13 protein-coding genes are annotated in these 12,337 nt (G+C 52.8%); 1 reads left to right on the plus strand and 12 read right to left on the minus strand.

The annotated features are described in order from the left end of the window. Positions 1-51: 51 nt before the first annotated feature. From bamB to trmJ, 12 genes are all read right to left on the minus strand, one after another. Positions 52-1,224: an outer membrane protein assembly factor BamB gene (gene bamB, locus CDH47_RS12705; protein WP_100640275.1), complete on the minus strand. Its 1,173-nt coding sequence runs from the start codon at positions 1,222-1,224 to the stop codon at positions 52-54. Further along, positions 1,224-1,889, minus strand: coding sequence for a YfgM family protein (locus tag CDH47_RS12710; protein ID WP_100640276.1), 666 nt, complete (start codon positions 1,887-1,889; stop codon positions 1,224-1,226). The genes bamB and CDH47_RS12710 overlap by 1 nt, the downstream gene beginning before the upstream one ends. 41 nt (positions 1,890-1,930) lie before the next feature. Continuing rightward, the gene (gene hisS / locus CDH47_RS12715; RefSeq protein WP_153045481.1) at positions 1,931-3,214 is read right to left on the minus strand and encodes a histidine--tRNA ligase; all 1,284 of its coding nucleotides are present in this window, start codon (positions 3,212-3,214) and stop codon (positions 1,931-1,933) included. 41 nt (positions 3,215-3,255) lie between these two features. Further along, positions 3,256-4,374 (minus strand): flavodoxin-dependent (E)-4-hydroxy-3-methylbut-2-enyl-diphosphate synthase, encoded by a 1,119-nt coding sequence (gene ispG / locus CDH47_RS12720; protein WP_100640278.1) that lies wholly within the window; start codon positions 4,372-4,374, stop codon positions 3,256-3,258. Positions 4,375-4,411: 37 nt separating this feature from the next. Beyond that, the gene (locus CDH47_RS12725; protein WP_100640279.1) at positions 4,412-5,374 is read right to left on the minus strand and encodes a RodZ domain-containing protein; all 963 of its coding nucleotides are present in this window, start codon (positions 5,372-5,374) and stop codon (positions 4,412-4,414) included. Continuing rightward, entirely contained in the window at positions 5,364-6,164 is an 801-nt protein-coding gene (pilW, locus tag CDH47_RS12730) for a type IV pilus biogenesis/stability protein PilW (RefSeq protein ID WP_193601661.1), read from the minus strand. The genes CDH47_RS12725 and pilW overlap by 11 nt, the downstream gene beginning before the upstream one ends. A 46-nt stretch (positions 6,165-6,210) precedes the next feature. Then, positions 6,211-7,323: a dual-specificity RNA methyltransferase RlmN gene (rlmN, locus tag CDH47_RS12735; RefSeq protein ID WP_100640280.1), complete on the minus strand. Its 1,113-nt coding sequence runs from the start codon at positions 7,321-7,323 to the stop codon at positions 6,211-6,213. Between the two features lie 62 nt (positions 7,324-7,385). Next, positions 7,386-7,814: a nucleoside-diphosphate kinase gene (gene ndk, locus CDH47_RS12740; RefSeq protein ID WP_100640281.1), complete on the minus strand. Its 429-nt coding sequence runs from the start codon at positions 7,812-7,814 to the stop codon at positions 7,386-7,388. 82 nt (positions 7,815-7,896) lie between these two features. Beyond that, entirely contained in the window at positions 7,897-9,045 is a 1,149-nt protein-coding gene (locus CDH47_RS12745) for an IscS subfamily cysteine desulfurase (protein ID WP_100640282.1), read from the minus strand. Positions 9,046-9,062: 17 nt separating this feature from the next. Beyond that, on the minus strand, positions 9,063-9,560 hold the full coding sequence (locus CDH47_RS12750; protein ID WP_100640283.1) for an Rrf2 family transcriptional regulator: 498 nt from the start codon (positions 9,558-9,560) through the stop codon (positions 9,063-9,065). 76 nt (positions 9,561-9,636) lie between these two features. Then, positions 9,637-10,410, minus strand: a complete 774-nt coding sequence (cysE, locus tag CDH47_RS12755) for a serine O-acetyltransferase (RefSeq protein ID WP_100640284.1) — start codon at positions 10,408-10,410, stop codon at positions 9,637-9,639. Then, on the minus strand, positions 10,403-11,266 hold the full coding sequence (trmJ, locus tag CDH47_RS12760) for a tRNA (cytosine(32)/uridine(32)-2'-O)-methyltransferase TrmJ (protein WP_100640285.1): 864 nt from the start codon (positions 11,264-11,266) through the stop codon (positions 10,403-10,405). Before trmJ ends, cysE begins: the two co-directional genes overlap by 8 nt. Before the next feature lie 183 nt (positions 11,267-11,449). On the opposite strand from trmJ, the gene CDH47_RS12765 reads away from it, so the two are divergent. Beyond that, on the plus strand, positions 11,450-12,247 hold the full coding sequence (locus CDH47_RS12765) for an inositol monophosphatase family protein (RefSeq protein ID WP_100640286.1): 798 nt from the start codon (positions 11,450-11,452) through the stop codon (positions 12,245-12,247). Positions 12,248-12,337: the final 90 nt, after the last annotated feature.

Raw genomic sequence — 12,337 nt, forward strand, 5'->3', positions numbered from 1 at the left:
TGCAATTAATTTAGGCTCTGTCCCGGGGACAGAGCGTTGAGGGCAAACGGATCAGTTCCGCTCCCTCAGTGTGAATACAGACAGCTTACCGCCGTTACCGTAAACCATAAGGTTGCCGTTAGCCATGCGTTGCAACGGTACCCGGACACCATCTCGGTCATATCGTGTCTGACCTACAAGGCGTCCATCTTCCGTGGAAAGCACGTGCAAATAGCCCTCGTAATCGCCAACTACCAGGTAATTTTTGTACACGGCGGGCTGGGTCAACTGACGCCAGGATAAAGCATCCTGTAGCCACAACTCGCGGCGATCGGAGCCTCGATAGGCGACAACATCGCCGTTTGCAGAAGCCAGGTATATATTCGCTCCTCCAACCATCGGGGCCTGCAGGCTCGACGCCTTACGGCTCCATATTTCCTGGCCGGTACGAATATCAACCAGCGCCAGCTTACCCTGGTATCCTGATACCATTACTGCAGTGTCGAGTACCAATGGCTGGCCGGCAATATCTACAAGCCTTTCAAGTTCTGTGCGCCCTTGTGCCTGCCCTACTTCGTACTGCCACAGAGGCTGTCCGGATTCCGCTGACAAAGCCATGAGTTTGCCGTTGGAAAACGACGCAATCACGACATCTCCGCCAACCAATGGCGCAGCCGCTGCACGCAAAGACAGCGCAGGTACCACGCTATCGTATTGCCAGCGCTTTTCACCGCTGGCCACGTCAAATGCGAGCACGCGTCCATCGGTAGTTTGAGTAACCACTAAGGTGCCATTCGACTGTGGGGTAGCCAAGGCTTCCGTGGGTAAGGCAGCACGCCATATTTCCTGCCCATCTTCACGGGAAAGTGCCAGCAGGTCGGCTTCACGGGTAACCAGGTAAAGCTGGTCCAGATCCCCTCCGACACCGGCAAAGATTCGGTCGTCAAGCTTCCGCTTCCATTGCAGTTTACCTGTCTCCGCTTCAACAGACACCAGTTGTCCGTTGGCGGAAACCGCATACACCAAATCACCCGCGTTCAGAGGTGCCAGATACAGAAAGTCATCATCATGCCCCTTACCTACGGACATTCTCCAGACAGTATCGAAAGCTACGGTAGTGTCCACGTCAGGCACCGGCACCGGCTGTTCAAAGGTATCGGTTGTGCTACATCCACTTAAACCCAGTGTTGTCACGAGGGCCGAGAAAACACCGGCCCGGAACAGTCTGTTGCCAGTAAACCGCATCAGGCACCCTCTCCAACACCAAGATCCGACAGTTTGAGCTCCAGAATACCACTGCGACCTTGCTGGTTTTGCTCACGGGCTGCCAGATACGCATCTCGGGCGCCGATCTTATCGCCCTGGACTAGTAGAATATCACCGCGCAACTCAGAGAAAATCGCCGCAAAGGCGTCCGTGCTTTCAATGCTGCCAGCACCGTCAATGGTCGCCAGCGCATCATCGTAACGTTCTGCAGAGAACTGGGCACGGGCCAGACGGTTTCGAACCACTAATGCCAGGGCCTTGTGACCACTGGCCTTATCGAGCGCCCATTCAAGTGAGCTTATGGCGGCACCTGCATCCTTGCCTTCAACAAGCTGCTGGCGAGCCAGAATCAGATTGCCATACACAGCATAGGCGCTGGCACCGTGATCTTCCCGCAGTGTATTTGCCACAAAAGCGACGGTTTCTCCCGCTGTATCATCTGCCTGATTACCAAAGGCATTCAACAAAGTTGCAAACTGGCTCGCTGCCTCGGCCTGCTGCTGTTCCTGGTGATTCTGCCAGGCCTGCCAACCAAACACGATCGCAAGGGCGGCACCGATGCCAATTAGCAGCGAGCTGCCATTTTTTTTCCACCAATCCTTGATCGCCTGTACCTGTTCTTCTTCGGTGCGCAATTCCGCCATGATGACTCCTGTAAAATTTTTGCTTTTGTAATGGTACGAATTCAGTTTGCCAGGGCTTTCGCAAGCACCGCTGCAAGATCACTCTGTGCCACACTGCTTTGCTCTTCATCCGAGCGCAGGGGTTTGAGCCCCACCGTTGCACTTTCCAACTCATTGTCGCCCAGAATCACGGCGTACCGGGCGCCACTTCTGTGTGCCTTTTTCATCTGGCTTTTAAAGCTGCCACCACCACAATGGCTGATAACGACGCTGCCTTGGAGCTCGTCTCGCAATGTGTCAGCAAGGGCCATTGCGGGTGCAACCGCAGCGTCACCCATGGCTGTGACATAAACGTCTGCATTGCTGTTGGCCTCTTCCGGCACCAGCCCCAGCGTGTCGAGCAATAGAATGAGACGCTCGAGGCCCATAGCAAAACCCACAGCCGTCGTCGGCTTGCCGCCAAGCTGCTCAACCAAACCATCGTAACGACCACCTGCACAGATAGTACCTTGCGCACCCAGGCTGTCGGTTACCCATTCAAAAACTGTTTTTCCGTAATAATCGAGCCCACGAACAAGAGCTGGATTAACGGTGTAGGCAATTCCGGCCGCATCCAGCAGCTGTTTTAGCTGGTCAAAATGCGTACGCGATTCTGCATCAAGATAATCTTCAAGGCGTGGTGCATCTGTGAGCAACTTGCGAGTGCCCGGGTCTTTCGTATCCAGAATCCGAAGCGGATTGGTATCAAGTCGCCGTTGGCTGTCTTCATCAAGCTGTGCTTTGTATTGGCCCAGATAACCCACCAAAGCGCCACGAAATTCCTTGCGTGCTGCCGATGAGCCGATTGAGTTGATTTCAAGGCGCGCATGATCGGACAGGCCCAGCTCCTGCCAAAGCCTGGCGGTAAGAATCAGCAGTTCCGCATCAATATCCGGGCCCTGCATGCCAAAGCACTCAACACCGATCTGGTGAAACTGGCGATAACGCCCTTTTTGGGGACGCTCATGCCGGAACATAGGCCCGGTATACCATAGCCGGCGAGTCTGATTGAACAACAACCCGTGCTCTTCAGCAGCACGCACACACCCAGCCGTACCCTCAGGTCTGAGGGTCAGGCTGTCGCCATTGCGATCCTCAAAGGTGTACATCTCCTTTTCAACGATGTCGGTCACTTCGCCAATGGAGCGTTTGAAAAGATCGGTCTGCTCCACAATCGGCATCCGAATTTCCTGATAACCATATTGCCGCAGTACTTTGCGCGCGGTGGATTCAACAAACTGCCAGATGGGTGTCTGTTCTGGCAGGATATCGTTCATCCCGCGTATTGCCTGTATCTTTTTAGCCAAGGTAAGCCCTTAATTCTTTCTGGAAAATAGTGCCTGAGCGATTACTTGTCTGAACGCGCAATAATGGCATCTTCCTGTTCTTTTTTACGGGCGATTTCTTCACGAATCAGCCGCTCAAGGTCATCGGTAAGATTTGCATTATCAAGCTTCTGGTTCGGCTTGCCATCCCTGTAAAACAGGTTTTTGGGGCTGCCACCGGTCAGTCCGATATCAGCCACTTTGGCTTCTCCAGGACCATTAACAATACAGCCGATAATGGCAACATCCAGAGCGTCATTTACATCTTCCAGGCGCACTTCCAAATCGTTCATGGTCTGAATAACATCAAAGTTCTGGCGCGAGCAGCTTGGACAGGCAATAAAGTTGATACCGCGGCTACGCAAGCGAAGGCTCTTGAGAATGTCGAAACCGACTTTGATTTCCTGAACCGGGTCCGCTGCCAAAGACACTCGGATGGTATCGCCGATACCATCCATCAACAGCATGCCAAGACCGATCGACGACTTGACAGTGCCGGATCTGAGCCCACCCGCTTCAGTAATACCCAGATGCAGGGGTTGATCTATTTGCGTTGCAATTTTGCGATAGGCATCCACTGTCATAAATACTTCAGATGCCTTCAAGCTGACTTTGAAATTCTGAAAGTCATGCCGGTCAAGAATATCGATATGACGCATGGCCGATTCAACCAGTGCGTCCGCCGTGGGCTCACCGTATTTACGCTGAAGCTCCTTCTCGAGTGAGCCAGCATTTACGCCGATGCGCATGGGGATATTGCGCTCCCGACAAGCACTGATTACAGCGCTCACCCGATCGTCGCGGCCAATGTTACCCGGGTTGATGCGCAAGCAATCCACACCCAGTTCGGCAACGCGAAGCGCGATTTTATGGTCAAAGTGAATGTCTGCGACCAACGGTAGAGAAACTTGCTCGCGAATCTTTCCGAACGCATCGGCCGCCTCCATTGAGGGTACCGAAACCCTGACAATATCGGCGCCTGCATCCTGCAACGCAGTAATCTGACCAACCGTTGCCTCAACATCACAGGTATTAGTGTTTGTCATACTCTGGACGGCAATGGGCGCATCGCCGCCAACGGGTACATTCCCAACCATAATTTGGCGGGATTTGCGTCTTTTGATCGGGGATTCGTGATTCATGTGCTTACGACCGATATAGATAAGTGCAAAGTAATGTTCAGATTGTCAGCGTGAACTCGGAACGGTTGTTCACTACTGGAAACTCGTTTATATCCACTGTCTCACCCTGAAAATGAATCGTATCGACTGTGCTGACAGCGCCAATAACCACCTTTAAAGGGGCCTTGCCAGACACTTCAAGTGTGTCACCGGCCCGTTGCAGTGAGCTGGCCAGACGATTTCCGCTGGCATCACGTATCTGTACCCAACAGTCGCCGGTGAAAGCGATTTCCAAAACCCCGGTTGCCGGGTCTGGTGTGTCGCTGACCTGGGGCTGGCTTACAGCGGGTTCAATCATTTCAGCGACAGCTGGAGCCTGATCGGATGGCACAGGTGTTTCAACCTGTTCAGAATAAAGTTCTGCGCTCGACGATGGTACAACAGAGGCCTCATCAAATTGGCCGGGATCAGAATTTTCACCCCCACTTTCACTGTCGGGAACAGCGGGTATGCTGATATTTTCCGCGGGCTCTTCGCCATCAGGCTGAGGCTCTGTCTGGGTCGCAGCGGGCTGTTCCGAACCCACCTCTTGTGCAGCAAACTTGGGTATAACAAACACGACAACCAAAGCGCCAACAAGCATCACAGCTATAACCAGCAAAAGCAGCTTGGCAATCCTGCGTTTTCTGCGTCTTCTGCGTTCAATATTAACTAATGGGTTCGCCTCAAGCTCCCGCGCTTTTTCAAGTCGTGCCGGCTCCAGCTCACGATTCAAATCCGAGATAATAGCGTCACTATCCAGGCCAACCTGCTTGGCGTAGGCACGCACATACCCCTTGAGGAAGAGCTCACTATCGATTTGCCCATAATCGCCACCCTCAATTGCCTGAATAATGCCATTTCTCAAATGCTGGGCGTCAGCAATCTGGGTAATACTCAAACCGTGCTTTTCTCTAGCTCGCCTTAGCTGCTGACCAACGGCCTCATTTGCTGCACTTTGCTGGGTGTCATCACTTGTCATTTGAAATCAGCGCCTTGTATTGTTGGTACTCTACAGACTCCGGGTATTTGTTTTTCAGCTGCAAAACCAGGCTTGCCTCCTGGTTTCGATCGCCTGATTGACGGGCAATACGAATGCCCGTCAAAAGGCTCTCAGGAGAATGCTGCAGGTTCGGGTTACGCTGCATGATCGACAACAAGCGCCCATAATAGCGGGAAGCACCGGCCACATCGCCTGTTTCAACCATTACCCGGGAAAGCGAAAGAAGGGAGCGAGCATCGCCGCGAGTCAATTCAGAAGCACGACGATAAGAAACCAAGGCCTCAGCTTTTTGCCCAAGCCGCTCCTGTGTCATGCCCAAGTTGTAAAAAACAGCACCGCGATCTTTGTAATTTGTATCCCTGGAAGCAGCCCTGAACTGGTTGCGCGATTCTTCAAACCGCTCCTGGGCATAGAGAAATGCTCCATAATACACTCGTGCCCGGGTGTATCCTGAATCTCTGGAGATTGCCTTCTTGAAGCTCGCTTCCGCAAGCTCCGGCTCACCATCACTATTATAAATAAGCCCCTGAGCCGCAAGGGCTTGAGGGCTGTTCGGCTCAATCTCAAGAGCACGATCCAGGTGATGTCGTGCCCGCTCAATATTGCCTTGGCCAATATAAGCAGACGCAAGCTGTACATAATTATCAACCGCTTTCTGGCGGTCGGCCTCACGGGAAAAACGGTTATCCGTGGTGGTAACACACCCGGTGAGCAACAGAGCTGTCAGCAAAGCTGCTACGGTAACAAGCCGTCCACTTACCGATTTTATAGCCACTAAGTGTTTTCCTCACGGGTAGATCGTTGCAAATACTTTTTCAGGGATTCACCTGCTGGACATTAATATAACGCTGGCTTCTACGAGTGCGATCTTCAACCTGCCCAACGAGCTGACCACACGCAGCATCAATATCATCACCACGGGTCGTTCTGATCGTCGTGATATACCCAGCTTCATTAAGTATGGTCTGAAAACGCCGGGTAGCATTCATGCTAGGACGGCGAAAGTCACTTTCGGGGAATGGATTAAAGGGTATAAGATTGATTTTGCAGGGAACGTCCCGCAGCAACACCGCCAGTTCGCGAGCGTGTTCCGGCTTATCATTCATACCCTCAATAACCGTATACTCGATGGTCGCTTTACGCTTGTCGGGAAGACGGCTGAAATAGCGTTTCGTGGCCGCCAGAAGCTCCGAAATCGGATACTTCTTGTTAAGCGGAACAAGCTTGTTTCTCAGCTCATCATTGGGCGCATGCAGGGAAATGGCCAGTGAAACATCGGTAACTTCCGCAAGCTTGTCAATGCCCGGAACCACGCCTGAGGTACTTAGAGTAACCCTGCGCTTCGAGATGCCATATGCGAGATCCTCCATCATCAGATTCATCGCATCCACAACGTTGTCAAAGTTCATCAGGGGCTCTCCCATCCCCATCATCACAACGTTGGTAATTGGCCGGTCAGGGCCCGGTTCAAAGGGCATAAAAGCCTTGCGTGCAACCCACACCTGCCCAATGATTTCGGCAGCGGTCAAATTCCGGTTAAAGCCACGCTTTCCCGTTGAGCAAAAAGTGCAGTCAAGGGTGCAGCCGATTTGCGAGGATACGCACAAAGTACCCCTTTCGCCGTCAGGGATCAGCACAGTTTCGACACTGTTGCCGTTATCCATACGCATGACCCACTTGCGGGTGCCGTCTTTCGACGTTTCGTCGTAAATAACTTCCGGGCCACGAATCACGGCTTCGCGCTTGAGCTTTTCCCTGAGGGACTTACTCACATTAGTCATTTGATCGAAGTCATCAACACCCCGCTGGTGCATCCACTGCAGCATCTGAGTGGCGCGAAAACGCTTCTCCCCCAGGGATTCAAAGAAAGCCTCAAGCTTGGCCTTTGGCATTCCCAGCAGGTTGATTTTTTCAGCAACGGCTGTCATTTCATAACCTCGATCAAATAATCAATGCGGGAGCTGCCACCGGCAGCCCCCGACCAACAAAATCAACCGCGCGGGCAGATTTCATTGTCACTGAAGAAATAAGCGATTTCACGTTCTGCAGAAGCTGCAGAATCGGAACCGTGAACCGCATTCGCATCAATAGATGTAGCAAAGTCAGCACGGATTGTGCCGGCATCCGCCTCTTTCGGGTTAGTCGCGCCCATCAGATCGCGGTTTTTCAGAATGGCGCCCTCGCCTTCCAAAACCTGAACAACAACAGGACCGGAAGTCATGAATGCAACCAGATCATTGAAAAAAGGACGCTCTTTGTGTTCAGCGTAAAAACCTTCAGCTTGCTCCTGGGTAAGGTGCATCATGCGCGAGGCTACAATGCTCAGACCGGCTTTTTCAAAGCGGCTGTAGATCTCACCGATTACATTTTTTGCAACGGCATCGGGCTTGATGATAGAAAGCGTGCGCTCGTTAGCCATGGTACTTCTCCTATAGGGTTTGGGTTACTTGGATACGGGTGAATTTCAGGTCTGCGATTATACGCAGTCAGAGGCCCACTGCCTACCGCACTGCGCGAAGGCGAGTAACAACATCAACAATTTGGGCGCTGGCGAAGGCCATTTCTTCAGCCGTTGTAAAACGCCCGATAGAAAACCGTAGCGCACGATGAGCCAGCTCATCGCTCAACCCGATACCTCGAAGCACATAGGAAGGCTCTGTGGTGGCTGACGCACATGCCGAACCTGAAGATACAGCAAGATGCCGCAAGCCCAGCATCAGGGATTCGGCATCGACGCCCTCAAAAGACAGATTGATTATCCCTGGCACCCGGCTGGTTTCCGAGCCGTTAAGTGTCACACCGCTTAACCCTTTCAAACCATCAAGAAACCCGGCGCGGAGGCTCTCCAGCTGCTCAATCTCATCAGCTAACCCAGCCTGGGAAATCGCGAAGGCCTTGCCCATTCCAACTATCTGATGGGTTGGCAGGGTACCGGAACGCATTCCTCGCTCATGACCGCCGCCATGAATTTGCGCCTCTATGCGCACATCTGGCGAACGCCTCACATAAAGCGCGCCCACACCTTTTGGCCCATACACCTTATGACCGGAAAGAGACATAAGATCGACAGGCATTACTGTTACATCAACAGGTAGCTTGCCCGCAGCCTGCGCCGCATCTACGTGAAACAAAACACCGCGGTTGCGCAGCTCTGCACCAATGGTGGCAATGTCCGTAACACAGCCGAGTTCATTATTCACCAGCATCAGGCTTACCAGAACGGTTTCAGGCTTGAGTGCTTCAAACACCTGTTCTGGCAGGACCACACCGTCACTTGCCGGCTCCAACCAAGTAACTTCGATCCCGCGGGACTCAAGCCACTTACAAGTGTCAACAACCGCTTTATGCTCAATCGTGGATGTTATTACATGGGCATTCTCACGACCTGCAACAGCCCCCTTGATCGCAAGGTTATCCGATTCAGTGGCACCGGAAGTCCAGACGATTTCACGAGGGTCGGCATGAATCAGATTAGCTACCTGGCTTCTGGCGGCTTCTACCGCAGCTTCTGCCTGCCACCCGAACCCATGAGATCGGGAGGCCGGATTTCCATAAAAACCATCCGGCGTAAGGTATTTGATCATTTCTTCAGCAACAGCGGGGTCTACGGGTGTTGTTGCCGCGTAATCGAGGTAGACAGGCTTTTTCATAAATACAGAGGCTTGATTCAGGCGGGCGCCTGATCAGTCAGACGCTCGGTATTAATTGTGTCGGAATCACCTTCGGATTGACGGCGATTCTGTCGTTCCGCAACTTGGCGGATTTCATGTCGTTCCATCAGATCACCGAGACTAATCCCGCTGAGGAACTGGTGAATCTGGTCACTCAGATCTGACCAAAGGTGATGCGTCAGACATTTTTCCCCATTCTGGCAGTCGCCTTTGTTTCCACATCTTGTGGTATCCAGGGACTCACTGACCGCATCAACCACTTCGGAAATATAAATATTGGCCGCACCCCGACTAAGGTGATACCCACCACCAGGGCCACGAATGCTCACCACCAGCTCCCGACGGCGAAGGCGTGAAAACAGCTGCTCCAGATAGGAAAGCGATATTTCCTGTCGGGCTGAAATATCCGCTAGAGTTACCGGTCTCTGCCCCCCGTGGAGAGCAAGATCCAGCATCGCCGTAACGGCGTAGCGGCCTTTTGTAGTCAACTTCATGGCATCAGCCCCAGATGGGATTGAATCTCAGTGTGCGAGACCGAGTATGAATTGACCAAGTATTTCAGTCAAGTATTCAGCCGCGCTCCTCGCTTTCATCACGCACACAATCAAAGTCATCTTCGTCCAGCACCGGCAGTTCGCCATTCTGATATTCACTGTTCACTTTACGCAACGCCTTGCACATGATTTCGATACGATCATCCACAGCGTGCATGTGATCAAGCAAAGCACGCATGGAGCGGGCCATCGGGTCTGGCATTTCCTCGGTTACGCCATAAGCATCAAAGCCCATGCGCTCTTCCATAACCTTGCGCCGGGCGTCGTCTTCCGTTTTTTGCTTTACAATGATTCTGCCCGGTATACCAACAACGGTAGCACCGGCAGGTACAGCCTTGGTAACCACTGAGTTAGAGCCAACCTTGGCGCCCTCACCCACTTCGAACGGCCCCAGTATTTTTGCGCCAGCACCAACCACCACACCATCACCGATAGTGGGGTGGCGCTTGCCTTTGTTCCAACTGGTTCCACCGAGAGTGACTCCCTGATACAAGGTAACGTCATCACCGATAATGGTCGTCTCGCCAATGACAACACCCATGCCATGGTCGATAAAGAATCGCCGGCCAATGGTTGCTCCAGGGTGTATCTCTATACCCGTAAACCAGCGCGCCAAAGTAGAAATGGTGCGTGCCAGCCATTTCAACCCGGCATTCCACAGCCAATGGGAAAACCGATGAATCAGTAATGCGTGTAGCCCAGGGTAATTGGTGAGCACCTCAAAGGTGTTCCTCGCAGCAGGATCCCGATGGAAAACACTTTGTATATCTTCGCGTAAATGCTTAAACATGGCCCTTTTCCTGTCCGGTCGGCTCTGTAGCGGCCTTATTTGAATTGAGGTTCCCGGATGTTCCAGCGGCTTTTTGAACCGCACTTAAAATTCCCCGGAGAATATTGATCTCCATCTGGTCGAGTTCTGCCCGCTGAAACAATCTGCGCAAACGGGACATCAGCTGCCTGGGATTGTCGCGGCGATGAAAATCAACATCATGCAGTGTCTGCTCTAGGTGGCCAAAAAAACCTTCAACATCACCCACCTTTGCAGGGGGTACATCCCAGCCTGCATCGCCCGGCACCAGCATCGGCTTTAAATAGGGGTTATCTTTGCCCCCTTCAAGGTTACGCAAAAACAGCATGCGCAACTCATAACACATGATCTGAACCGCCATCGACAGATTCAACGAACTGTAATCCGGGTTCGTAGGGACATGGATATGGTAATGACACAGGTGAAGCTCATCGTTGCTTAACCCATGATTTTCGCGCCCAAAAACCAGCGCCACTGGCCCAGCCAGGCTTTTCTCTGCAGCAATTTCGGCAGCTTCGGGCGGCGGCAATACCGGCCATGGTATTTTTCGACCTCTGGCACTGGTGCCCATCACCATAATGCAGTCTTCAAGCGCCTTATCCAGGGTTGGAACCACCTGTGCTCTGTCGAGTATGTCGGAGGCGCCAGCAGCTCGGGCGTATGAGGCTTCATCAGGGAATGAGTTGGGATTAACCAGCCACAGATTGGCCAGACCCATATTTTTCATGGCTCGTGCGACGGCTCCGATGTTGCCCGAGTGAGAAGTCTCTACCAGGACAATCCGGATTTTATCCTGAAACGCGTCTGGCCCTTCCAGAGGCGGAGATGGCTTATGCATTGGCGACTAGCCCAAGGTTAAAATTTAAGGGCCGCAATGATATCAGAAAGTAAGGGCTTTCTGTGCTCCGGATATTCCCTCACGGACCGGTATCCGTGCTTTTCCTCAGTCAAAAAACGTACAAGGGCGGGGATCTTTTGCTATCATACCCGGCCTTCACACACCCGGATAACGAACACTCAGATGCAACCAGCTATTAAAATGGCCCTGCGCGTCGCGCGTCAAGGGTCGGATTACCTGAAAGCCCACTTCGAGCGCCAGGAGCCTACCGGAAAAGACGACGAGCGTCGCATCCAGTTGGATCGGGTCGAGCAATCCATTTATGACAACTTTGCAGAGCAACTCGAGAAGGCCTACAAAGATCACACCATCGCGCCACTGAATGAATCAGACGCAGGAACCAGCGAGCGTAGCTGGCATATTTTCCCGGTTTTGGGGAGTGAAAACTTTCTTCGGGGAATTCCCGAGTTTGCACTGGCTCTGGCCCAAAAGAAGAATAACCGCATAGAAAACCTTCTTCTGGTCAACCCCGTAACCGGCGAAGAATATTCCGCCAGTCGAGGCCGTGGAGCCGCCCTGAATAGCCGCAGGGTAAGAGTATCGGATATCAGGCACGCAGAAAAAGCTGCGTTTGCAACCAACCTGCTCGACCAGCCCCGAAAAAGCGACAACCCACTACTTTGGGGCGAACTGACCGCGGTGCTGGCCCAGAACTCCTCTATGTTCCGTACGTCGGGCTGCGTTGTTCTTGATATCGCGCGGGTTTCGGCAGGCCTTCTTGATGCCGCCGTTATCTTCCGCCCAAACACTGCAGATCTGGAGCTGGGCGTGGCTCTGGCCATGGAGTCCGGGGCTCTGACCGCCGACTTCGCGGGCAACCCCTCTACAGACAACGCGCGCCAACTGGTAGTTGCCAACCCAAAACTGTTCCGGGAAGTCCTCAAGGTTCTGCACCCTTTCCGTGGCCGCATACCCGGTTAATCTGAAGCCACCGAATTCTTAGTAAAGAACGGCCTCCAGGTACAAAAAAACCGCCACTTTCAGTTTGGCGGTTTTTTTGTACCTGGAGGC

The sequence above is a fragment of the Marinobacter salexigens genome, from assembly GCF_002806945.1.
In the GTDB taxonomy this organism is placed as follows: Bacteria; Pseudomonadota; Gammaproteobacteria; order Pseudomonadales; family Oleiphilaceae; genus Marinobacter; species Marinobacter salexigens.

Excerpts from the sequence above, each read along its gene's own strand:
- CDH47_RS12750 (WP_100640283.1), bottom strand. The coding sequence starts at position 9,560 with ATGAAGTTGACTACAAAAGGCCGCTACGCCGTTACGGCGATGCTGGAT.
- CDH47_RS12765 (WP_100640286.1), top strand. The coding sequence starts at position 11,450 with ATGCAACCAGCTATTAAAATGGCCCTGCGCGTCGCGCGTCAAGGGTCG.
- cysE (WP_100640284.1), bottom strand. The coding sequence starts at position 10,410 with ATGTTTAAGCATTTACGCGAAGATATACAAAGTGTTTTCCATCGGGAT.
- rlmN (WP_100640280.1), bottom strand. The coding sequence starts at position 7,323 with ATGACAGCCGTTGCTGAAAAAATCAACCTGCTGGGAATGCCAAAGGCC.
- CDH47_RS12725 (WP_100640279.1), bottom strand. The coding sequence starts at position 5,374 with ATGACAAGTGATGACACCCAGCAAAGTGCAGCAAATGAGGCCGTTGGT.
- CDH47_RS12710 (WP_100640276.1), bottom strand. The coding sequence starts at position 1,889 with ATGGCGGAATTGCGCACCGAAGAAGAACAGGTACAGGCGATCAAGGAT.
- ispG (WP_100640278.1), bottom strand. The coding sequence starts at position 4,374 with ATGAATCACGAATCCCCGATCAAAAGACGCAAATCCCGCCAAATTATG.
- ndk (WP_100640281.1), bottom strand. The coding sequence starts at position 7,814 with ATGGCTAACGAGCGCACGCTTTCTATCATCAAGCCCGATGCCGTTGCA.
- bamB (WP_100640275.1), bottom strand. The coding sequence starts at position 1,224 with ATGCGGTTTACTGGCAACAGACTGTTCCGGGCCGGTGTTTTCTCGGCC.
- trmJ (WP_100640285.1), bottom strand. The coding sequence starts at position 11,266 with ATGCATAAGCCATCTCCGCCTCTGGAAGGGCCAGACGCGTTTCAGGAT.
- CDH47_RS12745 (WP_100640282.1), bottom strand. The coding sequence starts at position 9,045 with ATGAAAAAGCCTGTCTACCTCGATTACGCGGCAACAACACCCGTAGAC.